This is a genomic window from Pseudomonas sp. yb_9, assembly GCF_043103635.1.
GTDB classification, from domain to species: Bacteria; Pseudomonadota; Gammaproteobacteria; order Pseudomonadales; family Pseudomonadaceae; genus Aquipseudomonas; species Aquipseudomonas monteilii.
In genome coordinates this window covers 1-22,157 of sequence record NZ_JBICKA010000074.1, presented here as the reverse complement: position 1 = coordinate 22,157, position 22,157 = coordinate 1, and the positions used below count along the sequence as shown (strand labels likewise).

Here is a 22,157-nt window from a genome sequence, read left to right as displayed (position 1 = left end):
AGGGAGGACCCGGCAATGGTTGGAAACCGTGTGTGAAGTGGCTGACGGCGATGACGCACCGCTGGTGCCTGGGGCTGGCCGTGGTCAGCCCTGGGCTGGCGCTGGCCGACGGCCTGCCCCCGCCGCCCACGGAGATGTCCGCCATCGCCGATGCCACGCTGTACCTCGACCTGCTGGTGAACCAGATGCCCAGGGCTGAACTGGTGCCGGTGCAGCAGCGGGCCGGGCAGTTGTACCTGGACAGCGAGGTATTGCGCGCGGCGGGCATCTCGCTGCCGGGCAACCCTCAGGGCGAAGTGGCCCTGGAGCGCATCGTGGGGTTGCATACCGACTACGACAGCCAGAATCAACGCCTGCTGCTGCAGGTGCCGCCAGCCTGGCTGCCAGACCAGCAGCTGGGCGACCGCAACCTGTACCCGGCCAGCGATGCCCGCAGCAGTTTCGGCGCCTTGTTCAACTATGACCTGTACCTGAATGACACCGACGACGGCGGCACCTACCTGGCTGCCTGGAACGAGCTGCGCCTGTTCGACAGCTGGGGCACCTTTTCCAGCACCGGGCAGTGGCGCCAGTCGTTCAATGGCGTACAGGCGGACGCCACGCGGCAAGGCTTCATGCGCTACGACACCACCTGGCGCTTCACCGACGAGCAGCGCCTGCTGACGTATGAGGCGGGTGATTTCGTGACCGACGCCTTGCCCTGGAGCAGTTCGGTACGCGTGGGCGGCTTGCAGTTGTCACGTGACTTTGGTGCGCGCCCCGACCTGGTCACTTACCCGTTGCCAGCGTTCGCAGGGGAGGCGGCAGTACCAACGTCGCTGGACCTGTTCATCAACGGCTACAAATCCAGCACTACCGAGCTACAGCCAGGCCCTTACACCTTGACCAACGTGCCCTTCATCAATGGCGCGGGTGAGGCGGTGGTCGTTACTACCGATGCGCTGGGCCGGCAGGTGTCGACCACCTTGCCGTTCTATGTAACCAGTAGCCTGCTGCAGAAAGGCCTGTCGGATTATTCGGTGGCCGCAGGCAGTTTGCGCCGTGATTACGCCGTACGCGATTTCGCATACGGCCCAGGCGTTGCGTCGGCCAGCTTGCGTTACGGCGTCAGCGACAGCTTCACCCTGGAAACCCACGCCGAAACCGCTGAGTCGCTGGCATTGGGTGGCCTGGGCGGCAACATGCGGCTGGGCAACTTCGGCGTGCTTAACGCCGCGTTGGCGCAAAGCCGGTTTGACGGTGACAAGGGCCACCAGGTCGCCTTGGGTTATCAGTACAACAGCCAGCGCATTGGCTTCAGCTACCAGCGCCTGCAACGCCATGGGGACTATGCCGACCTGACCCGGGTCGATGCCCCGGACATGCAACTGAGTAAAAGCAGCGAGCAGGTCACCCTCAGCCTCAACCTGAACGAGTATGGCAGCGTCGGCGCCGGTTACTTCGATGTGCGCGCCGGTGATGGCACGCGTACCCGGTTGATCAACCTGAGTTACAGCAGGCCGCTGTGGGGCAGCAGCAGTGTGTACCTGTCGGCCAACCGCGAGGTGGGCGACAGCCAGTGGGCGGTGCAGGCGCAGTTGGTAATCCCGTTCGACCTGCATGGCACCCTGGCGCTGGGCATGGAGCGCAGCAAGGAAGGCGAGCGCCTGCAACGGGTCAACTACAGCCGTGCGGTGCCGGTAGGTGGCGGTGTTGGTTACAACCTGGGGTATGCCGCAGGCAGTGATCGCGATGCCTACCGCCAGGCCGACGTCACCTGGCGCCTGCAGTCGGTGCAGCTGCAGGCTGGTGTGTATGGCAGCAGCGGCGGAATGACCCGCTGGGCCGACGCCAGTGGCTCGCTGGTGTGGATGGACGCCGGGCTGTTTGCCGCCAACCGCATCGACGACGCCTTTGTGGTGGTCAGCACGGCGGGGTATGCCGATGTACCGGTGCGCTACGAAAACCAGGAAGTCGGCCGCACCGATGCCAAGGGGCACTTGCTGGTGCCGTACAGCAGCGGTTACTACCGGGGCAAGTACGAAATCGACCCCATGAACCTGCCGCCGGATGTCCTCGCATCGGACGTAGAACAGCGCGTGGCGGTACGCCGGGGCAGCGGCTACTTGCTGGAGTTCCCGCTCAAGCGCGTGATGGCGGCCAGCGTTGAGCTGGTGGACGCAAACCAGCAGGTACTCAAGTTGGGCAGCCGCGTTACCCACGAGCAAAGTGGCGGCCAGGCGGTGGTGGGCTGGGACGGCCTGGTCTATCTGGAGAACCTGTCGCCGCACAACCGCTTGCAGGTAGAGATCGAAGGGGGCGGGCATTGCGAGGTGGAATTCGACTTGCCGCAAGCACAGGGCTCGGTCCCCTTGATTGGCCCGTTGGTGTGTAAATGAAGGCCGGCTGGGGAGGGTTGTGGGCGGGCGCCATGCTGTTGTTGGCGGGCTCGTCCTGGGCCAAGTGCACGTCAGTGGCCACCTTGCCAGCGGCGTTTGGTGCGCTTAACTCGACCCAGGTGCGCGGCACGTCACAGTCGGCGTCCAGCGCCAACTCGGGGTTGCAGTGCAACGGCTCGGTGCTCAGCGTGCTCAGTAACACCGACTCCTTTGTGATAAAGATCACTTCCACCACCAGCGGCCTGGTAGGGCCAACCGGCGATGTCATCCCCTACACGCTGTATGCCGACGCCACCACCACCTATCCGATCGCCCGTGGCACGCCCTTCGAATTCAGGACCACCGGCATCCTCGATTTGCTGGGCTTGCTCAACGGTACGCCCAAGGCTGTTCCGATCTACATGCGCACTCAGACCGGCGCTAATGTTGCAGCGGGGCTTTATCAGGAAACTCTCAATGTCGAGTGGACCTGGAAGTACTGCGATGGGATTGGCCTTGGCGGTTTATGCATAGGGTATGACCAAGGTAGCGATTCCAAACCCATGACAGTGAGCCTGACGGTGACCAACGATTGTCAGATCACCACCCCCAACATCAGCTTCAGCAGTGCGCCGGTGGTGTCGGGGTTCGGTACGGTAAGCCAGGGTATCAACGTGTCGTGCACCAAGGGCAGCAGTTACACGGTGGGGCTGGATGACGGGCAGAACGTGTCCGGTGGGCGGCGGCGAATGAAGTCATCGGCCAACAATTACCTGGCCTACGACATTTTCAAGAGTGCAGGGACGGTGCGCTGGGGATCGTCAGGGGCGGCGCGACGTGCCAGTGCCGATGCGGACGTGAATCCAGGGGCGGGTACCGGCACTGGGAGCCAGGTGTTCAACTATAACGCCAAGGTCTACACGGACCAGGCTACGCCGCCAGCGGCGACCTATTCCGACAGTGTGATACTGGATGTGCAGTTCTGACTGAGCCTGACGCGGTTTTCTGTTGCGGCAACGGTTTTGAGGGTTTGCGCGATCACTGTGGGAGCGGGCTCGCCCGCGAACAGCGGCGAAGCCGGTGCCATACACCGCGTCGTATTCTTCGCGGGCAAGCCCGCTCCCACAGGATGTGACGTCAGTCTGCCCGTTAGCGCAAATCGCCCACCATCTTCGCCAATGTCTCCAGCACCGCCCCGGCGAGTGCCTTCGACCGCGCCCCCGACCACCCGGTAACCGCATCGGGCGCGTCATCATGGTCCTTGAACGGCATCTCCAGGGTAAGTGACAGGCAGTCATGCGCCATGCCCACCGCGTTGCAGGCCAGCGTGGTATTGGCCTGCCCTGGCTCGTCACGGGTATAGCCATGCACGGTCTGGAAGTCCCGGGTCAGGCTGCACAAGGTGCTGCGGAACTGCTCCTCCAGCGTTGCCAGGCGTGGCGAGTAGCCCGGGTTGCCCTCGCAGGCGGCGGTGAATACGTGGGGGATCTCTTCATCGCCGTGTACATCGATAAAGGCATCCACCCCGTACTGCTTCATCTGCGCCTGGGCAAAGAACACCTCCGGGGTCAGCTCGACGCTGGCGTCCTGCCAGGCGCGGTTGAGGTCCTTGCCCTTGAAGTTGGTGCGCAGGTGGCCGAGGAAGGCGCCGTCCGGGTTCATGTTGGGGATCAGGTACAGGTCGGCCTTGGCCAGCAACTGCTGGATCACTGCATCGTTGGCCTGCAGGCGATCGATTACCCCTTCCATGAACCATTCGGCCATGTGCTCGCCCGGGTGCTGTTGGGCAATCAGCCACAGCTTGCGCTTGCCGATGGCGCCATCGCCGGCGCGCAGCAGCGGAATGTCGCGGCCCTGTACGCTTCGGCCGCTGGCCAGCAACTCGACCCCTGGCAACTGGCGAGCACGTTCGATCAGCTGGTTGTGACGGGCGCGCGGGTAGGGCTCGAAGTAGGCGAACCAGATCTGCTCCTGCTCTGCTTTCACTTCGAACGACAGCGCCGTGCCGTCGAACTGACTGGGTACGCGGAACCAGGTGTTCTGGTCATAGCTGGCCACTGCGTTGTAGCCGCTCCAGGCATTTTTGTACGAGGAGCCCGATGCGTTGTCGAGGCTGAAGCGATGAACCTGGCCCGGGGTCAGCCCACTGACCTTGAAGTGGAACCACTGGTATTGGCCGCTGTGGGTGTCGGGGCGGATGGCCAGGTGCACCTGGGCCGGGTTGCTGGCGTCCAGCACCTGAATGTTGCCGGAATCGAAAGCGCAGTCGATCTGCACGGGGGACAGCGTCACGGTCATGGGCCGGGTTCCTTATCGGGCGTTGTTGTAGGAGTACTGTACACGGCTTGGCAGGGGTGCTGCGCGATATCAAGGCCAATCGGGCGGCGGTAAGCCTTTTAGCGTTCGTGCCTGGCCATCCAGCGCAGCAATGCCGCAATCGATATGCTGCGGTGAGCCTCGTATCGGTAGGGCTTGCCTTCGGCGCTGTAGCGCTCCCGATACCGGCTAAGGACCAGGTTACGGCCATCAGCCGATAGCCGCGCCTCCAGTTCATGCCGCAACACGGGTTGCCGGGCGGCACCTTCCAGGCGCCGGAGCAGCAGCATGGCTGCCTGGCATCATTCATGGCCGGTTGCCTCCGGGCAATGGGCTTGCCACGTTCCAGGTTTGCCTGCCTTGCCCTCTGCCACCAGGTTGCTGCGCTGCTGGGCGGTGTAGTCGCGCATTGCCAGGTAGTAGTCGGGCCAGGTATGCAGCAGATCGGTCAACGGCAGGGCGGCGGCGCGCCCATTCACGATGTGCCCGGCAGTGGCCACGGTCGTGAGGGTGGCAACCGTATCGCTGTTATCGCCGAACGGGTCCACGGCCATGCTCAACACCTTGCCGGTAGCGTCGCGCACGTTGTGCGTACCCAGCAGTGGCAGCTCGATGATGGGGCCATTGGCGATGCCCCAGACCCCGAAGGTCTGGCCAAAGTCTGAACGGTGCTGGCTCAGCCCCAGGCCAAGTTGTTTCAGGACGTTGACGAGATGCAGGCCATGGTCGATGCCGCGCTGGCGTTTTTCCGTGATGACGCGCGGCTTGAACCGACCACCGTGTTCGACCTGGGCGAGCTGCTGCTGACCGTGGTGGACGACTTCAAGGATGCGGGCGTGGAGGTTCGCCTCAGCGGGCCGCGCCGCTGTGTTTACACCGGGCGGCCCGTGGGCATCAAGCGGGTGCTGGTCAACCTGATCGACAATGCCGCGAAGTACGGTTGCGAACCCACGGTGGTCTTGGCAGTAACCGCCAGGCAGATAGAGACTACCGTGCAGGATCGCGGGCCGGGCATCGCGCCAGACCTGCAGGAGCAGGTATTCGTGCCGTTTTACCGTATTGAAGGCTCACGTAACCGCGACACGGGCGGTGTGGGGCTGGGCCTGCCCGCCGCAGGGCCATCGTGCTGGAACAAGGTGGCAGCCTGACACTGAGCAACCGCCTCGATGGCGGTTTGCAAGCCAAGGTCACGCTGCCACTGGGTTGATCAGAGCCCCAGCTCGCTGAGCCCGGGGTGATCATCCGGGCGCCGGCCCAGCGGCCAGTGGAACTTGCGCTCGGCTTCGCTGATGGGGTGTTCGTTGATGCTCGAATGACGGTTCTGCATCAGTCCGTCGTCGGCAAACTCCCAGTTCTCGTTGCCGTAGGCGCGGAACCATTGGCCGCTGTCGTCGTGGTATTCGTAGGCGTAGCGCACGGCAATGCGGTTGCCGGTGAAGGCCCACAGTTCCTTGATCAGGCGGTATTCCAGTTCGTGGTGCCATTTACGGGTCAGAAACGCTTCGATCTCGGCACGGCCACGGGGGAACTCGACGCGGTTGCGCCACACCGTGTCCGGGGTGTAGGCGAGCGCAACCTTGGCCGGGTCGCGGCCGTTCCAGCCATCTTCGGCCAGCCGGACTTTTTCGATGGCACTTTCGCGGGTGAAGGGTGGAAGGGGTGGGCGGGACATCGGTGTACTCCTCGAGTCGTTTGGCTTGTAGCAGGTTAGCTGCCGCTGCCTGGACAGAGAATGGATGTGCCGGGCACTTCATAATTGCGGTGCGTGAAACAGTACTGAGGTGTAGTGCCCAGGTGCTGCCCTTGTGTAACCCCTGCACAAGGGCGTACCCCGGTCAGTCCCAGGCCGGTGCCAGGCCGTCTGGGCTGACTTCGCGGCCATTGCGTTCGAGCGTGGCGATGCGTGCCATGTCGTCTGCGTCCAGCTTCAGGTCTCGGGCAAGCAGGTTGCTGGCCAGGTTTTCACGCTTGGTCGACGACGGGATGACCGCATAGCCCAACCGCAAGGCCCAGGCCAGGGCCACTTGGGCGACAGTAGCCTTGTGCTTCGCGGCAATCTCGGCCAGTACCGGATCCTTCAGCACCTTGCCGTAGGCCAGGGTCATGTAAGAGGTGACGGTGATGCCCTGTTCCTTTAGGAACGCGGTCAGCTTGCCGTTTTGCAGGTAAGGGCTGAGTTCGATCTGGTTGGTAGCGATTTCGCCTTTGCCGACCACCTCGATGGCCTGGCGGGTCAGCTCGATGTTGAAATTGGACACACCGATCTGGCGTGTCAGGCCCAGTTTCTTCGCTTCGGCCAGTGCGGTCATGTATTCGCGCAGTTCCACCCCGTTGCCCGGCGCTGGCCAGTGGATCAGCAGCAGGTCGACATAGTCGGTACGCAGTTTGCTCAGGCTGTCGCGCAGGCTGGGGATGAGCGTGTCGGCGGCGTAGTTGTCCACCCAGATCTTGGTGGTGATGAACAGCTCGCTGCGTGGCACGCCGCTTTCGGCAATCGCTTGGCCAACGTCAGCTTCGTTCTTGTAGATTTGCGCGGTGTCGATCGCCCGGTAGCCCAGCGCCAGGGCCGACTTGACCGAATCGATGACGGCCTGGCCGGTGAGGCGGAAGGTGCCGAGGCCGAAAGAGGGAATGCTCATGAATCTGCTCCTGGTGAGTGGGGAATAGCATTGAGCCTGGTCGCTCAACGTCGATCTCATTGGGTATAGGTGCAGTGTGCGGGTTTCGGTGCGCCGGATTAAGGCAGGGCAGGGCCAAGGTCATTTGATTCACAGTCAAGAATCGGTGGCCAAGTTGTGACTGCGTCAGGGGGCAGGAAACGAAACGGCCCGCCATGGAGGCGGGCCGTCAGGCATTGCAGGTGACGATCAGCGGCGGCGGAACAGCGGCAGCGGCTCGTCGGTGGCGGCCTGGTAGGTCACCGAAAAGTCCTTCAGGCTTTGCAGTGCGTCTTCCGGGTCCTTGTCGGCACGGATGGCGAATGCATCGAAACCGCAGCGGGCCATGAAGAACAGCTGGTCGCGCAGCACGTCGCCAATGGCGCGCAGCTCGCCCTTGAACTTGTAGCGGTCACGCAGCAAGCGCGCATTGGAGTAGTTGCGCCCGTCGGTGAAGGCCGGGAAGTTCAGCGCGATGACCTGGAAGTGATGCACGTCTTCGCCGATTTCTTCGGCTTCTTCGTCGCTGTCCAGCCAGATGCCCAGGCCGCCGTCGCGCGCCTTGAGCACATGGGCGTGGTCACGCCACAGTTGCAGCGGGACGATGTAGTCGTCGCAGTTGGTCAGCTCGTCAAAGGACGTTTCCTTGGGCAACAAGTGCCAGGTTTCGTCGACGATCTGGTTGTTCTTAATGATTCGCTGCATAGACGCGTTCCTTGAAGGGGTCGATGCCGATACGCTGGTAGGTGTCGATGAAACGCTCTTCCTCGGTGCGTTGCTCGACATACACGGCGATCAGCTTCTCGATCACATCGGCCATGTCATCCTGGGCGAAGGACGGGCCGAGGATCTTGCCCAGGCTCGCGCCACGCGCGGCGTTGCCGCCCAGCGACACCTGGTAGAACTCCTCACCCTTCTTGTCCACGCCGAGGATGCCGATGTGGCCCACGTGGTGGTGGCCGCAGGCGTTCATGCAGCCAGAGATGTTCAGGTCGATTTCACCGATGTCGAACAGGTAGTCCAGGTCGTCGAAACGGCGCTGGATGGATTCGGCGATCGGGATCGACTTGGCGTTGGCCAGCGAGCAGTAGTCACCGCCCGGGCAGCAGATGATGTCGGTCAGCAGGCCGATGTTCGGCGTGGCGAAGCCGCCTTCGCGCAGCTCCAGCCACAGCGCGTGCAGCTGGCGCTGCTCGACGTCGGCGAGGATGATGTTCTGCTCGTGCGAGGTGCGCAAGAAGCCGAAGCTGTACCGCTCGGCCAGGTCGGCCACGGCGTCCAGCTGTTTGTCGGTCAGGTCGCCCGGGGCAACGCCGGTCGGCTTGAGCGACAGGGTCACCGCCACGTAACCCGGGCGCTTGTGGGCGCGGGTGTTGCGCGAACGCCAGCGGGCGAAGCCTGGGTATTCGGCGTCCTGGGCGGCGTAGTCGACGTTGTCGAGGGCCAGGTAGTCCGGGTCGACGAAGTGGCGCGACACGCGCTGGACTTCATCTTCGGTCAGGGTGGTGCTGCCGCCACGCAGGTGGACCATTTCGGCCTCGACCTTCTCGGCGAACACTTCCGGGGTCAGGGCCTTGACCAGGATCTTGATCCGAGCCTTGTACTTGTTGTCACGGCGACCGTAACGGTTGTACACGCGCAGGATGGCGTCCAGGTAGCTGATCAGGTCTTGCCACGGCAGGAATTCGTTGATGAACGAGCCCACCACCGGGGTACGGCCCAGGCCACCGCCGACCAATACACGGAAGCCCAGCTCGCCGGCAGCGTTGCGCACCGGCTCCAGGCCGATGTCGTGCACTTCGATGGCGGCGCGGTCTTCCTGCGAGCCGTTGATGGCGATTTTGAACTTGCGCGGCAGGTAAGCGAATTCCGGGTGGAAGGTGGTCCACTGACGGACGATCTCGCACCACGGGCGCGGGTCGATGATTTCGTCTGCGGCCACACCCGCGAACTGGTCGGTGGTGGTGTTGCGCAGGCAGTTGCCGCTGGTCTGGATCGCGTGCATCTGCACGGTGGCCAGCTCGGCGAGGATGTCCGGGATGTCTTCCAGCGCCGGCCAGTTGTACTGCACGTTCTGGCGGGTGGAAATGTGGGCATAGCCCTTGTCGTAGTCGCGAGCGATCTTGGCCAGGGTGCGGACCTGGGTGGCGTTCAGCTGGCCGTACGGCACGGCGACACGCAGCATCGGCGCGAAACGTTGGATGTAAAGGCCGTTCTGCAGGCGCAGAGGGCGGAATTCTTCTTCGCTCAGCTCCCCGGCCAGGTAGCGGCGGGTCTGATCACGGAACTGCTTGACGCGGTCCTCGATGATCCGCTGATCGTACTCGTCGTATACGTACATATAAGTCCTGTCTCAGGCATGCAGCTATTCGCGCGCACGGCCGCGCACTCCGGTACGGAGCCGTGGAACGATATCAGGTTGCGGTTATGCGCTAAAGTGATGTTTTAGCATATGAAAAGAACCAAATGGACTATGTGAGACTGACTGCCATTTGTGCCTTGGGCGAGGCAGGGCGTTTATAATCCGGTGTTTGCTTCGCAGAGATGTGACCCTATGCTCAAGGCCCTGTGCCAAAGCTTGTGTCTAGCCCTGCCGCTGGCGGCAAGCGCGCAGCCATCGGTGGTTTTCCTCAACCCGGGGCTGTCCACCGAGACGTTCTGGACCAGCTACACCCGCTTCATGCAGGCCGCCGCAGATGAGCTGGGCATGACCCTCAGGGTGGAATACAGCGAGCGCCGCGCCGACCTGGCCCTGACCCAGGCCCGGGCGATCCTGAGTGGGGCGCAGCGGCCGGATTACCTGGTGCTGGTCAACGAGCAGTACGTCGCGCCCGAAGTGCTGCGCCTGTCGCGTGGCACGGGGGTGAAACTGCTGTTGGTCAACAACGGCCTGACGGCCAGCCAGGTTCGCAGCATTCAGGCCCAGCCCGACAAGTATGCCGAGCCGCTGGGCACCTTGATGAGCAACGACGAGCAGGCGGGCTTCCAGATGTTGCACCAGATGGTCGCGCAACTGCCGCACGACGTCGGGGCGGTGGACCTTGTGGCGTTTGCCGGGGTCAAGACGACCCCGGCCTCGCAGCTGCGCGAGGAGGGCATGCGCCGTGCGCTGGCCGACTTCCCTCAGGTGCGCCTGCGCCAGGTGGTGTATGGCGGCTGGAGCCGCCAGCGCGCCTACGAGCAGGCGCAGCAGTTGCTGGAGCGCTACCCGGCCACGCGTCTGGTGTGGTCGGCCAATGACGAAATGGCCTTTGGCGCCATGCAGGCGTTCGAAGCCGCCGGGCGCAAGCCGGGGCGCGATGTGCTGTTCAGCGCGGTCAACAGTTCGCCCGAGGCCTTGCGCGCGCGTATCGACGGGCGCCTGAGCGTTTTGATGGGCGGGCACTTTACCCTGGGTGGCTGGGCCATGGTGATGCTGCACCACGACGCACACGGGCTGGCGCTGAACCGCGATGGCCTGCGCGAGCACAGCGTGCCGGTGCTGCAGTTGATCGACCAGGCCAAGGCCAGGCGTTGGCTGAAACTGCTGGAACGGGACGACTACGGTGTCGATTTCCAGCGTTACAGTGCCGAAGGGCGGCCGTCTGGCTACCAGTATCCGTTTCTGACGGCACCGGTCGAATATTGAAAGACCCTGCTTGAGGAAAGGGCATTGCTCGTCTTAACTGCTGGTGGTGAAGTGCATTCCCATAACCACTACAAGAGGCAATGCAATGGGAAACTCAACCAAGGTCCGCAAAGCTGACAGCAGCGTCGATGCCTGGGCGATCCTCTGCCTGATCGTGTTGGTGGTGGTCACTGCCGTGTATTGGGTCAGCCACCAGTAGACCTGTTCTCAAGACCGTGAAGCCGTCCGAGCGCCTGCGGGAGGGAATCCTGCAGGCGTTTTCATTTCTAGCGGGCGGTAAGGTGCAAGGCCAGTTGCACCAGGCCGATCAGGACGGCAATGAACACCAGGGTGAACAGCGTCCCCAGTGCGATGAAATGGCTGGCTTTGCCGTGGGTAAAGTCGCGGGCGCGGTTCTTGCCGCTTTGCACGCCGAAGGCGGCGGCGAGAATGCTGTGTAGCATCTGCCAGAAGGTAGGCGGTTTGCCCTGGCTGGAATCGTCCATGGTGGCTCCTGAAGAATCAGAGGCAATCAGGGACAGTGTAGGCAATGGCTATGGGGTTGCCTGTGCCGGCCTCTTCGCGGTTTTACCCGCGAAGAAGCCAGCGCGGTGTTAGCTGTCGTACCCGAGGTTAGGCGCCAGCCAGCGCTCGCTCACGCTCACATCCTGGCCTTTACGCGCGCTGTAGTTCTCGATCTGGTCCTTGTCCACCTTGCCCACGGCAAAGTATTGCGCCTGCGGGTGGGCAAAGTACCAGCCGCTGACCGCCGCCGCCGGGAACATCGCGAAGTGCTCGGTCAGGAACACGCCGCTCGGCCCGGTTTCGCCAATGGCGGTGCCATCGAGCAGGCGGAACAGGGTTTCCTTCTCGGTGTGGTCGGGGCAGGCCGGGTAGCCCGGGGCCGGGCGAATGCCGCTGTACTGCTCCTTGATCAGCGCCTCGTTGTCCAGCTGCTCGTCGCGGGCATAGCCCCAGTGCTCTTTACGCACCTGTTCGTGCAGCCACTCGGCGCAGGCTTCGGCCAGGCGGTCGGCCAGGGCCTTGACCATGATCGAGCTGTAGTCGTCGCCTTTGTCCTGGTAAGCCTTGGCCACTTCCTCGGCACCGATGCCTGCCGTGGTGATGAACCCGCCCACATAGTCGGTGACGCCGCTGGCTTTTGGCGCGACGAAGTCGGCCAGCGACCAGTTGGGCTTGCCGTCAGGCTTGATGGTTTGTTGGCGCAGGTGGTGCAGGGTGGCCAACGGCTGGCCATCCTCGCCGTACACCTCGATGTCGTCATCGGCGACCTGGTTGGCTGGCCAGAAGCCGAACACCGCGCGGGCGCTGATCAGCTTCTCGTCAATCAGCTTGTCGAGCATCTCTCGGGCATCCTTGTACAGCGCCGTGGCCGCCTCGCCGACCACTTCGTCGGTGAGGATGCGCGGGAACTTGCCGGCCAGGTCCCAGGAGATGAAGAACGGGGTCCAGTCGATGTATTCGGCCAGGGTGCGCAGGTCGATGTCTTCCAGCACCTTGACGCCGGTGAAGGAGGGCACCGCTGGCTGGTAGCTGGCCCAGTCGTATTGCGGCTTGGCGGCGATGGCCTGGCTGTAGCTCAGGCGCTCGGTGCGGGCGCTGCGGTTGGCGGTGCGCTCGCGTACTTCCACGTATTCCTGGCGGGTTTTCTCGACGAAGCCCGGCTTGAGTTCCTTGGACAGCAGCTGGGTGGCAACGCCTACCGCACGCGAGGCGTCGGTAACGTAGATGACCGCATCGTTGCTGTACTTCGGCTCGATCTTGACCGCAGTGTGCGCCTTGGAGGTGGTAGCGCCGCCGATCATCAGTGGCAGCTCGAAGCCCTGGCGCTGCATTTCACGGGCAACGTGCACCATCTCGTCCAGCGACGGGGTGATCAGGCCGGACAGGCCGATGATGTCGCACTTCTGTTCGCGGGCGGTTTGCAGGATTTTTTCGGCTGGCACCATCACGCCGAGGTCGACGATGTCGTAGCCGTTACAGCCCAGTACCACGCCGACGATATTCTTGCCGATGTCGTGGACGTCGCCTTTGACCGTGGCCATCAGGATCTTGCCCTTGGCTTCCGGCTTGTCGCCTTTTTCGGCCTCGATGAACGGGATCAGGTGCGCCACGGCCTGCTTCATCACGCGGGCCGACTTGACCACCTGGGGCAGGAACATTTTGCCCGCGCCGAACAGGTCGCCGACCACGTTCATGCCGTTCATCAGCGGGCCTTCGATCACTTCGATCGGGCGTGCGCACTGCTGGCGGCATTCCTCGGTGTCTTCGACGATGAACGCGGTGATGCCTTTGACCAGCGCATGCTCCAGGCGTTTTACCACCGGCAGCGAGCGCCATTCTTCGTTTTCCACTTCTTTGGTGGCGCCGCCGCCCCGGTAGTCGTCAGCGATCGCCAGCAGGGCGTCGGTGCCGTGCGGGGTGCGGTTGAGTACCACGTCCTCGACTTTTTCGCGCAGTGCAGCCGGGATTTCGTCGTAGATTTCCAGCTGCCCGGCGTTGACGATACCCATGGTCAGGCCGTTCTGGATCGCGTGGTACAGGAACACCGAGTGAATCGCCTCACGCACCGGGTTGTTGCCACGGAACGAGAACGACACGTTGGACACACCGCCCGAACTCAGCGCGTGGGGCAGGTGATCGCGGATGTAGGCACAGGCCTCGATGAAATCGACGGCGTAGTTGTTGTGCTCTTCGATACCGGTGGCGACGGCGAAGATGTTCGGGTCGAAGATGATGTCTTCCGGCGGGAAGCCCACTTCGTTGACCAGAATGTCATAGCTGCGCTGGCAGATTTCCTTCTTGCGCGCGGCGGTGTCGGCCTGGCCGACCTCGTCGAAGGCCATCACCACCACGGCAGCGCCATAACGCTTGCACAGGCGGGCGTGGTGCTTGAACTGCTCGACGCCTTCCTTCATGGAAATGGAGTTGACGATGCCTTTGCCCTGGATGCACTTGAGGCCCGCTTCGATCACGTCCCACTTGGACGAGTCGATCATGATCGGCACGCGGGAAATGTCCGGCTCACCGGCGATCAGGTTGAGGAAGCGGACCATGGCGGCCTGGGAGTCGAGCATCCCTTCGTCCATGTTGATGTCGATCACCTGGGCGCCGGCCTCGACCTGCTGCAGGGCGACTTCCAGCGCTTCGGTGTAGTTCTCTTCACGGATCAGCCGGGCGAACTTGGCGGAGCCGGTGATGTTGGTGCGCTCGCCGACGTTGACGAACAGCGACTGGCGGTCGATGGTGAACGGCTCCAGGCCCGACAGGCGGCAGGCCTTGGCGATTTCCGGGATCTCACGCGGCTTGTACTTGGCCACGGCTTCGGCAATGGCCTGGATGTGGCCTGGGGTGGTACCACAGCAGCCGCCGATGATGTTCAGGAAGCCGCTGGCGGCGAACTCCTCGACCACCGCAGCCATTTCCGCCGGGGTCTCGTCGTATTCACCGAAGGCGTTCGGCAGGCCGGCGTTGGGGTGGGCCGAAACATGAGTGTCGGCTTTGGTCGCCAGCTCTTCCAGGTACGGGCGCAGGTCCTTGGCGCCGAGGGCGCAGTTCAGGCCCACGGAAATCGGCTTGGCGTGGCGCACCGAGTTCCAGAACGCTTCGGTGGTCTGGCCGGACAGGGTACGGCCGGAGGCGTCGGTGATGGTGCCGGAGATCATGATCGGCAGTTCGACGTTGTCGTCCTCGAACACTTGCTGCACGGCGAAGATCGCCGCCTTGGCGTTGAGGGTGTCGAAGATGGTTTCGATCAGGATCAGGTCGGCGCCGCCCTCGATCAGGCCGCGGGTGGCCTCGATGTAGTTTTCGACCAGCTCATCGAAGGTGACGTTGCGGTAGCCAGGGTCGTTGACGTCCGGGGAAATCGAGCAGGTGCGGCTGGTAGGGCCGAGCACGCCGGCAACGAAGCGCGGCTTGTCGGGGGTTTCCAGGGTCTTGGCGTCGGCCACCTGGCGGGCGATGCGCGCGCCTTCGACGTTCAGTTCGTAGACCAGCGACTCCATGCCGTAGTCGGCCTGGGAAATCTGCGTGGCGTTGAAGGTGTTGGTTTCGAGAATATCGGCGCCGGCATCCAGGTAGGCTTTCTCGATGGCGGCGATCACGTCCGGGCGGCTGAGCAGCAACAGGTCGTTGTTACCTTTGACATCGCTTGGCCAATCGGCGAAACGCGTGCCACGATAGTCGTGTTCCTCGAGACGGTAGCTTTGGATCATAGTACCCATGCCGCCGTCGAGGATCAGGATGCGCTCTTTGAGTGCGTTCTGGAGTGCTTGGAGACGAGCGCTGCGGTCGGACATAGGAACTACCTGGTCGGGCAAATATCAGAAGGTGCGGAATCATAGCAAAGCTGCGCGGTTTTTACGCACATCGCCCATTTGCATGAAAACTGCTCATGTTGTTGGCGCGATTACCAGCACCCAAGGACGACCAGGCACAATCGTGATGGCTTTCAAGAACCAGGACTTTTCGCACATGGTGCATCGTATCCTTGCCGGCGCCTTCGCCCTGCTCATCAGCGGCGCGGTGTTCGGGCAAGCCCCCCACTCGAGCCCGGCTATTTCCTACACCCGGGACATTCAACCGATCTTCACCGAGAAGTGTGTAGCCTGCCACGCCTGCAACGACGCGGCCTGCCAACTTAAGCTGGAAAGCCCCGAAGGCGCGGTGCGCGGAGCCAGCAAGGTCCCGGTTTATGAGGGCGATCGCAGCAAGGCGGTGCCCACCACGCGGCTGTTCTACGACGCCCACAGCGAAGAGCAATGGCGCAAGAAGGGCTTCTACTCGGTGCTCGACAACCAGGGCAGCCAGGCCGCACTGATGGCGCGCATGCTGGAACTGGGGCACAAGACCCCGCTCACGCCCAACGCCAAGTTGCCCGAGGACATCGTCCTGGGCCTGAGCCGCAACAACATGTGCCCGTTGCCCCATGAATTCGACGCCTATGCTGGCGCCCACCCCAAAGAAGGCATGCCGTTGGCGGTGACCGGGCTGACCGACAAGGAATACGACACCATGCGCCGCTGGCTGGCGGCCGGTGCGCCGGTGGAATACCAGCCGATCAAGCCGAGCGAAACGGAAGCCAGACAGATCGCTGATTGGGAAGAACTGCTCAACCGCCCGGGTTCCACCGAGGCGCTGGTCGGCCGCTGGCTGTACGAGCACCTGTTCCTGGCGCACATCTACTTCGTTGGCGGCGAGCAGGGCCACTTCTTTCAGTGGGTGCGTTCACGCACGCCGAGCGGCCAGCCGGCCGACATCATTGCCACGCGCCGTCCCAACGACCCGCCGGGCACCGACTTCTACTATCGGTTGATCCCGGTGCAGGGTGTGATCGTGCACAAGACGCACATCACCTACCCGATGGGGCCGCAGAAACTCAAACGGGTGAAGCAGCTGTTCTATGCCGGCGACTGGCACGCCACCGCACTGCCGGGTTACGGCCCGCGTCACCGGGCCAACCCGTTCGAAACCTTCGAGGCGATCCCGGCAGTGGCGCGTTACCAGTTCATGCTGGATAACGCCGAATACTTCGTACGCACCTTCATCCGGGGCCCGGTGTGCCGTGGGCAGATCGCCACTGACGTGATCCGCGATAACTTCTGGGCGCTGTTCCAGGAGCCGGCCTTCGACCGTTACATCACCGACGCCAAATACCGTGGCGAGGCCACGCCGCTGCTGGCCATGCCGGGCCAGATCGATGACGTGGGCAGCGTGCTGAGTCTGTGGCACGCCTACCGCGACAAACGCAACGAGTACGAAAAGCTGCGCCGTGACGCCTACGCCGACATGCCGGCACCGGGCTGGTCGACCTTGTGGGCCGGTAACGACAACGCGTTGCTGAGCATCTTCCGCCACTTCGACAGCGCCTCGGTGAGCAAGGGCCTGATCGGTGACGTGCCGTTGACCGTGTGGTTGTTCGACTACCCGTTGTTCGAGCGCACCTATTACCAGTTGGCGGTCAACTTTGACGTGTTCGGCAATGTTTCGCACCAATTGCAGACGCGCCTGTATTTCGACCTGATTCGCAACGGTGCCGAGGTCAACTTCTTGCGCCTGATGCCGGCCGACCAGCGCAAGGCGATCCTGGGTGATTGGTACCAGAACAGCGGCAAGGTGAAGATGTGGATGGACTATGAGGACATCGACACCGACACCCCGAGTGGCATCCAGCTTGACCCGCGCAACCCCAAGCGCGACTTTGGCCTGAAGCTGTTGCAGCGCACCGGCAGCCTGAATGCCACGCCCGACCCGATCAACCGCTGCCAGGGCGCGTTCTGCTCACGGCCGCAGATGAGCGAAGAGTTCCGCAATGCCGAGCAGTCGCTCAGCCGCCTGGTGTCGCGCCCCGCTGCGGGGCTGAAGGTAATCAACCAGCTGCCCGAGGCAACCATGCTGCGTATCGAAGGGCAGGGCGGCCAGCGCCAGGTGTACAGCCTGCTGCGCAACCGTGCGCACAGCAACGTGGCGTTCCTGCTGGGTGAGGCGTACCGCTATCAGCCGGGGCTGGATACCTTGACGTTGGCCCCGGGCGTGCTCAGCAGCTACCCGAACTTCATCTTCAACATCCCGACCAAGGATGTGGCGGAGTTCGTCGAGGACATGGAGTATGCGAAAGATGACCCGGCGAAGTTCGAGCGCATCGTCATGCGCTGGGGCGTGCGCCGTAGTCACCCTGAGTTCTGGCGTTACTTCCATGACTTGAACAGCTTCATCAAGGAGACCCAGCCGGTGGAGGCGGGGGTGCTGGACATGAACCGCTACGAGAACCTCTGATCGGGTAGGCTGACCTTTCCGAGTACCCTGCGGTCGGACAGGTTGGGTGGTCTGGGAGCTGTCATAGGCTCCCAAGGCCTCAACGCACCGGCAAGCGCAGGGTACTTCATGCTGTATTCGCTTCAGGCACTGCGGGCGTTCGCCGCCTGGGTGGTGGTCTGCCACCATTTCATGCAGATCTTCTTCGACTTCCACGCCACCGGCCCCATTGGCCAACTGCTTACCGACCGTGGCGCCGTAGGCGTCGACATCTTCTTCGTCATCAGCGGGCTGGTCATCTACCTGTCGACCCGCGACAAAACCATCGAACCGCGCCAGTTCCTGCTCAATCGGGTGCTGCGTATTGTGCCGGCCTACTGGTTCTACACCGCGTTGATGGCCCTGTTGCTGCTGGCTTTTAGCCAATGGATGCCACATCAGGTGTTCGCCTGGCATCATCTGGTCTTGTCGATGCTGTTCATCCCGGCAGAAAACCCCGGAGGCTATGGCCTGTACCCGACCCTGAACGTGGGTTGGACGCTGAACTTCGAGATGTTCTTCTACCTGCTGTTCGGCCTGGCCTTCCTGGTGCGCCAGCGTCATCACCTGTTGCTGGTTACCGCGGCCTTGTTGCTGGCCAGCGAGGTGCTGGGCCGGCTGGGTGTGCTAAGCCGCTTCTACAACAACGACATCATCTACGAGTTCTTGCTCGGCATCGGCCTGGGCGTGCTGTATCGCCGTGGGCTGATCCGGCAAGGGCGGTGGTTGCCGGTGGGCGTGCTGGTTGTGGCGGGCCTGGCCATTTATCACCTGGATGCGTCCCAGCGCTTGCTGCATTGGGGCCTGCCGAGCGCCATGATCGTGATGGCCTTCATCGCGCTGGAGCCGCTTTTTCAAGGCAACCGGCTGCTCAAGGCCTTGGGGGACTGCTCGTATTCGGTGTACCTGGTCCATGTGCTGGTGCTGTACGCCGGCTGGTTCGCCAGCCAGCGCCTGCAGTTGAACCCGTATCTGGTGTTTGCCCTGTGCGTGCCGTCCATTGGACTAATGTCGTGGTTCAGTTACCAGTGGCTGGAGCGGGGGCTGTACCGGCGCATGCAGGCCTGGCTGGCGGCGCCACGCGGGGCGGCCCCTGAATATGCGCTTTCCCGAGTCAAATACTAGGACTTTGTTCAATGAGCGGGTTGGCGTACACTTGGCGGCAAGTCTGTGAGGAACCTACATGAGCGCTATAACCATTACCGACGCCGCCCATGACTACCTGGCCGATCTGCTCTCCAAGCAGAATACGCCTGGCATCGGCATTCGCATTTTCATCACCCAGCCGGGCACCCAGTACGCCGAGACGTGCATTGCCTACTGCAAGCCGGGCGAAGAGAAGCCTGACGACACCGCCGTGGGTCTGAAGAGCTTCACCGCTTACTTGGATGCGGTCAGCGTGCCGTTCCTGGAAGACGCACTGGTTGACTACGCCACCGACCGCATGGGTGGTCAGCTGACCATCAAGGCGCCTAACGCCAAGGTGCCGATGGTCAACGATGACAGCCCGATCAACGAGCGCATCAACTACTACCTGCAGACCGAGATCAACCCGGGTCTGGCCAGCCACGGCGGCCAGGTCAGCCTGGTGGACGTGGTTGACGACGGCATCGCCGTGTTGCAGTTCGGTGGTGGTTGCCAAGGCTGCGGCCAGGCCGATGTCACCCTGAAGGAAGGTATCGAGCGCACCCTGCTTGAGCGTGTTCCGGAATTGAAGGGCGTGCGTGACGTGACCGACCACAGCCAGAAAGAGAACGCCTACTACTAAGCCAAAGGCGGCTCTCTAGCAACAAAGTGTTACGGTTTCAACCCCTGCGACAACAGGCCGCAGCCCGTATTCAAAGGGTTGCAGGCCTTCCCCGCCTTGGTCGGGTAGAACCCCTTGGGGTGTCATGCCAGAATGCCCCGGTTTTTCAGCCGGCCCATCCCGAGGGCCGGCACCTTCCCTGTAAAGGATGGTTTCATGAATGATCTATATACCCGGCGCGCAGTTGTCGCCGGGATGGGCGTTCTCGGGCTTGGCCTGCTGGCAGGCTGCAGCCCGGCCCGGGGGCTCGAGTTCAAGTACGGCAAGAACATGAGCAACGAAATCCTCGGGCGCAAGTTCAGTCTCAAAGACCCGCAAGGTAACGTGCGCACCCTGTCGAGCTTCTACGGCAGCATGCCGATGGTGTTCTTCGGCTTCACCCAGTGCCCGGCCGTTTGCCCGACCACCCTGGCGCGTGCGGCGCAAATTCGCAAGTTGCTGCGTGGCCGTGACCGTGACCTGTTCCAGGTGGTGTTTATCACCCTGGACCCGGAACGTGACACGCCCGAAGTGCTCGATGCCTACGTCAAAGCCTTCGACCCCACGTTCACCGCACTCACGGGCACCCCCGAGGAAATCGCGGCGGTGGCCAAGGAGTTCAAGGTGTTCTACGAAAAGGTTCCGGCCGGCGACACCTACACCATCTCTCACTCGTCCACCAGCTACGTCTACGATACGCGTGGCACCCTGCGCCTGAGCCTGGGCCATTCCCTGAACGCCAAGGAATGTGCCGAAGACCTGGTCACCCTGATGGAGATCTGCTGAATGTCGATGCAACCGATCAAACGCGGCCTGGCTGCCCTGGCACTGATGGGCCTGGCCCTGCCAGCCCTGGCCCAGACCACCGTGAGTGAGGCCTGGGTGCGTGCCAGCGTGCCGCACCAGCAGTCCACCGGTGCGTTCATGACCCTCACCGCCAGCAGCGACAGCAAGCTGGTGAGCGTGGCTTCGCCTGTGGCCAAGACCGTGCAGGTGCATGAGATGACCATGAACGGTGACGTGATGGGCATGCGTGAGGTGAAGTCTGTCGAGCTGCCGGCTGGCAAGGCCGTCACCCTCGACCCGAATGGCCTGCATGTGATGCTGATGGGCCTGAACAATCAGGTGAAGGAAGGCGAGAAAGTGCCACTGACCCTGACCATCGAAGATGCCAAGGGCGGCAAGGAAACCGTGGACGTGCAGGCTGAAGTGCGTGCGCTCAACGCCGAGGCCGGCGGTGGGCATGACCACATGCACATGAAGCACTGACCGATCAAAGGGCCGCGTTTAGCGGCCCTTTTCTTTTCAGCCGTACCCTTCAGCTACGAAAGCGCGGCAGCGGCCTGTCGAGGGTCAGCGACGTCAGCGTCTTGCGGACCTGGGCTTCGTCGGCCTCCAGCGCCTTGAGGCTTGCGCGGATCTTGCCGGCGGCGGGCACATCGCCCTGCCGGTCGATCCAGTCGGCAATCTCCTTGCAGGCACTGCTCAGGCAGGCCTGGCGCTGGTTCATCAGCGACAGAAGGGTGGTGAGCTCTCTTTCGGACATGGCAGGATCCTCCCATTCAGCCTTGTCAGTGTAGCAGAGGGTTGGCGGGGCTCCTGATGGCTTTGCAGAAGGTGCCGAGGCCGCCAAAATCACTACTCTGTCGTTTAAGTAACACACAGTTACTTATCTGCAAGAGTAAACACAGTGTTTAAAGTGGATGCCGCTACGTCGGCAGCGGCACGAATTTTTGCGAGCTGACGAGATGTGCTGAGCCGTTCTGTCGCGCGGCTGGGCAGCGGCAGGTCTGATTGCGTCAATAGTGAGTGAGCGTAGGCGTATTCGGAGCCTCACTATTGGCTGTGCTGGCAGCGCCTGTGTTGTTACAACTTTGGCGTTGAGCCCAGCCGCGGATGAGCTCTAGATTCAGTTGCTCTATACCGCTGGCTGAGGAAAGCAACGATTATGCAGGCGTTGAGTCTTAACTCCGGAACGCGTTCACTGGCATTGGGCTATTGCTTTTCCAAGTGTGGTGAATTTGCCTTCGAAGCGGCATTTGCCGTGACCATCGTGCTCATCACCGAGGCGGATTTGTTGTTGATTGGCGTCGCGTATTTCTTCCGCTACTTGCCGAGCATGGTGTTTTCTCCCTTGGCTGGTTGGCTGGCAGATAACGCTGATAAGAAGCGAACGCTGTTGCGGTCGAGGCGGTCAAATGCCTTCTGGCACTTGCCTTCTTTGCCCTGTTCAGTTGGTTCACGCCGACATTGCCCGTGTTGGTGGCTTTCGCGATGGTCATGACTGCGCTTGAATGTCTGTATGTGCCTACGTTTCGCGCATACTTTCCGGATCTCGCCGAAAAGAGCCAACTGGCTTCAGTCAACAGTAGTATTCAGGTGATCGAAGATGCAGCCTCGATTATCGGGCCGCTGGTGTTTTCGGCCTGCGTGTTGCTTTTATCTCGCGATGCAACCTTTTTGTTCTTTGCGATATGCCTGGTGTTGTCTTTTATTTCCATTGCTACCGTGGGGCCTTCCAGCCAAGGCGTCCGTCAGGCATTCGATGGGCGTGCCATATTTAGCGATACCGTGCGCAGCGTGAATCAGCTCAAGGCCAGCAATGTCCCGCTATTTGC

17 protein-coding genes and 3 pseudogenes are annotated in these 22,157 nt (G+C 62.4%); 10 read left to right on the top strand and 10 right to left on the bottom strand.

The features are described from left to right. Positions 1-80 precede the first annotated feature (80 nt). Both ACF8MI_RS19520 and ACF8MI_RS19515 read left to right on the top strand, forming a co-directional pair. Complete coding sequence (locus ACF8MI_RS19520; protein WP_104835473.1) at positions 81-2,378, top strand: fimbria/pilus outer membrane usher protein; 2,298 nt, start codon at positions 81-83, stop codon at positions 2,376-2,378. Next, positions 2,375-3,343, top strand: a complete 969-nt coding sequence (locus ACF8MI_RS19515) for a spore coat U domain-containing protein (RefSeq protein WP_060498273.1) — start codon at positions 2,375-2,377, stop codon at positions 3,341-3,343. Before ACF8MI_RS19520 ends, ACF8MI_RS19515 begins: the two co-directional genes overlap by 4 nt. A 163-nt stretch (positions 3,344-3,506) precedes the next feature. Here the strand turns inward: ACF8MI_RS19515 and ACF8MI_RS19510 are convergent, their stop codons facing one another. The 3 genes and pseudogenes from ACF8MI_RS19510 to ACF8MI_RS19500 form a co-directional block, all read right to left on the bottom strand. After that, positions 3,507-4,655: a M14-type cytosolic carboxypeptidase gene (locus ACF8MI_RS19510; protein ID WP_200929310.1), complete on the bottom strand. Its 1,149-nt coding sequence runs from the start codon at positions 4,653-4,655 to the stop codon at positions 3,507-3,509. A 98-nt stretch (positions 4,656-4,753) separates the two neighbouring features. Beyond that, a complete protein-coding gene (locus ACF8MI_RS19505) occupies positions 4,754-4,963 on the bottom strand; it encodes a hypothetical protein (protein ID WP_200929311.1) in 210 nt (69 codons plus the stop codon). 12 nt (positions 4,964-4,975) lie between these two features. Next, positions 4,976-5,359: pseudogene (locus ACF8MI_RS19500) on the bottom strand (MlaA family lipoprotein); the annotation flags it as partial. On the opposite strand from ACF8MI_RS19500, the pseudogene ACF8MI_RS19495 reads away from it, so the two are divergent. After that, positions 5,348-5,880, top strand: a pseudogene (locus tag ACF8MI_RS19495) (sensor histidine kinase); the annotation flags it as partial. The pseudogenes ACF8MI_RS19500 and ACF8MI_RS19495 overlap by 12 nt on opposite strands. Here the strand turns inward: ACF8MI_RS19495 and ACF8MI_RS19490 are convergent. The 4 genes from ACF8MI_RS19490 to ACF8MI_RS19475 all read right to left on the bottom strand — a co-directional run bounded on the left by ACF8MI_RS19490 (position 5,881) and on the right by ACF8MI_RS19475 (position 9,671). Further along, on the bottom strand, positions 5,881-6,345 hold the full coding sequence (locus tag ACF8MI_RS19490) for a nuclear transport factor 2 family protein (RefSeq protein ID WP_060498270.1): 465 nt from the start codon (positions 6,343-6,345) through the stop codon (positions 5,881-5,883). 163 nt (positions 6,346-6,508) lie between these two features. Further along, positions 6,509-7,312 (bottom strand): 2,5-didehydrogluconate reductase DkgB, encoded by an 804-nt coding sequence (gene dkgB, locus ACF8MI_RS19485; protein ID WP_104835147.1) that lies wholly within the window; start codon positions 7,310-7,312, stop codon positions 6,509-6,511. 228 nt (positions 7,313-7,540) lie between these two features. Beyond that, positions 7,541-8,035, bottom strand: coding sequence for a DUF934 domain-containing protein (locus tag ACF8MI_RS19480; protein ID WP_060498268.1), 495 nt, complete (start codon positions 8,033-8,035; stop codon positions 7,541-7,543). Then, a complete protein-coding gene (locus ACF8MI_RS19475; RefSeq protein ID WP_060498267.1) occupies positions 8,019-9,671 on the bottom strand; it encodes a nitrite/sulfite reductase in 1,653 nt (550 codons plus the stop codon). Before ACF8MI_RS19475 ends, ACF8MI_RS19480 begins: the two co-directional genes overlap by 17 nt. A gap of 213 nt (positions 9,672-9,884) precedes the next feature. Here ACF8MI_RS19475 and ACF8MI_RS19470 point away from each other — a divergent pair, with 213 nt between their 5' ends. Next, on the top strand, positions 9,885-10,958 hold the full coding sequence (locus ACF8MI_RS19470) for an ABC transporter substrate-binding protein (protein ID WP_392517726.1): 1,074 nt from the start codon (positions 9,885-9,887) through the stop codon (positions 10,956-10,958). Positions 10,959-11,224: 266 nt separating this feature from the next. On the opposite strand, the gene ACF8MI_RS19465 is transcribed toward ACF8MI_RS19470, so the two are convergent. Next, positions 11,225-11,443, bottom strand: a complete 219-nt coding sequence (locus ACF8MI_RS19465) for a DUF2970 domain-containing protein (RefSeq protein ID WP_012271636.1) — start codon at positions 11,441-11,443, stop codon at positions 11,225-11,227. Between the two features lie 108 nt (positions 11,444-11,551). Beyond that, positions 11,552-15,259 carry a methionine synthase gene (gene metH, locus ACF8MI_RS19460; protein ID WP_060498265.1) on the bottom strand — a complete coding sequence of 1,236 codons (3,708 nt, stop codon included), beginning with the start codon at positions 15,257-15,259 and terminating at the stop codon, positions 11,552-11,554. A gap of 175 nt (positions 15,260-15,434) precedes the next feature. Between metH and ACF8MI_RS19455 the strand changes: the two genes are divergently transcribed. From ACF8MI_RS19455 to ACF8MI_RS19435, 5 genes are all read left to right on the top strand, one after another. After that, the gene (locus tag ACF8MI_RS19455; protein WP_060498408.1) at positions 15,435-17,735 is read left to right on the top strand and encodes a fatty acid cis/trans isomerase; all 2,301 of its coding nucleotides are present in this window, start codon (positions 15,435-15,437) and stop codon (positions 17,733-17,735) included. Positions 17,736-17,843: 108 nt separating this feature from the next. Beyond that, positions 17,844-18,878: an acyltransferase gene (locus tag ACF8MI_RS19450; protein ID WP_200929312.1), complete on the top strand. Its 1,035-nt coding sequence runs from the start codon at positions 17,844-17,846 to the stop codon at positions 18,876-18,878. Between the two features lie 58 nt (positions 18,879-18,936). Continuing rightward, on the top strand, positions 18,937-19,521 hold the full coding sequence (gene nfuA / locus ACF8MI_RS19445) for a Fe-S biogenesis protein NfuA (RefSeq protein ID WP_060498263.1): 585 nt from the start codon (positions 18,937-18,939) through the stop codon (positions 19,519-19,521). 195 nt (positions 19,522-19,716) lie between these two features. Beyond that, entirely contained in the window at positions 19,717-20,325 is a 609-nt protein-coding gene (locus ACF8MI_RS19440; RefSeq protein WP_016714700.1) for an SCO family protein, read from the top strand. Next, entirely contained in the window at positions 20,326-20,808 is a 483-nt protein-coding gene (locus ACF8MI_RS19435) for a copper chaperone PCu(A)C (protein ID WP_060498262.1), read from the top strand. Between the two features lie 49 nt (positions 20,809-20,857). On the opposite strand, the gene ACF8MI_RS19430 is transcribed toward ACF8MI_RS19435, so the two are convergent. Then, entirely contained in the window at positions 20,858-21,085 is a 228-nt protein-coding gene (locus ACF8MI_RS19430; RefSeq protein WP_003250422.1) for a hypothetical protein, read from the bottom strand. A 402-nt stretch (positions 21,086-21,487) separates the two neighbouring features. On the opposite strand from ACF8MI_RS19430, the pseudogene ACF8MI_RS19425 reads away from it, so the two are divergent. Then, positions 21,488-22,157, top strand: a pseudogene (locus ACF8MI_RS19425) (MFS transporter); the annotation flags it as partial.

Bases quoted from the DNA above. Each gene is read 5' to 3' on its own strand.
- ACF8MI_RS19510 (WP_200929310.1), bottom strand. From the start codon at position 4,655: ATGACCGTGACGCTGTCCCCCGTGCAGATCGACTGCGCTTTCGATTCC.
- metH (WP_060498265.1), bottom strand. From the start codon at position 15,259: ATGTCCGACCGCAGCGCTCGTCTCCAAGCACTCCAGAACGCACTCAAA.
- ACF8MI_RS19435 (WP_060498262.1), top strand. From the start codon at position 20,326: ATGTCGATGCAACCGATCAAACGCGGCCTGGCTGCCCTGGCACTGATG.
- ACF8MI_RS19515 (WP_060498273.1), top strand. From the start codon at position 2,375: ATGAAGGCCGGCTGGGGAGGGTTGTGGGCGGGCGCCATGCTGTTGTTG.
- ACF8MI_RS19470 (WP_392517726.1), top strand. From the start codon at position 9,885: ATGCTCAAGGCCCTGTGCCAAAGCTTGTGTCTAGCCCTGCCGCTGGCG.
- ACF8MI_RS19430 (WP_003250422.1), bottom strand. From the start codon at position 21,085: ATGTCCGAAAGAGAGCTCACCACCCTTCTGTCGCTGATGAACCAGCGC.
- dkgB (WP_104835147.1), bottom strand. From the start codon at position 7,312: ATGAGCATTCCCTCTTTCGGCCTCGGCACCTTCCGCCTCACCGGCCAG.
- ACF8MI_RS19450 (WP_200929312.1), top strand. From the start codon at position 17,844: ATGCTGTATTCGCTTCAGGCACTGCGGGCGTTCGCCGCCTGGGTGGTG.
- ACF8MI_RS19480 (WP_060498268.1), bottom strand. From the start codon at position 8,035: ATGCAGCGAATCATTAAGAACAACCAGATCGTCGACGAAACCTGGCAC.
- ACF8MI_RS19465 (WP_012271636.1), bottom strand. From the start codon at position 11,443: ATGGACGATTCCAGCCAGGGCAAACCGCCTACCTTCTGGCAGATGCTA.
- ACF8MI_RS19455 (WP_060498408.1), top strand. From the start codon at position 15,435: ATGGTGCATCGTATCCTTGCCGGCGCCTTCGCCCTGCTCATCAGCGGC.
- ACF8MI_RS19505 (WP_200929311.1), bottom strand. From the start codon at position 4,963: ATGCTGCTGCTCCGGCGCCTGGAAGGTGCCGCCCGGCAACCCGTGTTG.
- ACF8MI_RS19490 (WP_060498270.1), bottom strand. From the start codon at position 6,345: ATGTCCCGCCCACCCCTTCCACCCTTCACCCGCGAAAGTGCCATCGAA.
- ACF8MI_RS19440 (WP_016714700.1), top strand. From the start codon at position 19,717: ATGAATGATCTATATACCCGGCGCGCAGTTGTCGCCGGGATGGGCGTT.
- ACF8MI_RS19475 (WP_060498267.1), bottom strand. From the start codon at position 9,671: ATGTACGTATACGACGAGTACGATCAGCGGATCATCGAGGACCGCGTC.
- nfuA (WP_060498263.1), top strand. From the start codon at position 18,937: ATGAGCGCTATAACCATTACCGACGCCGCCCATGACTACCTGGCCGAT.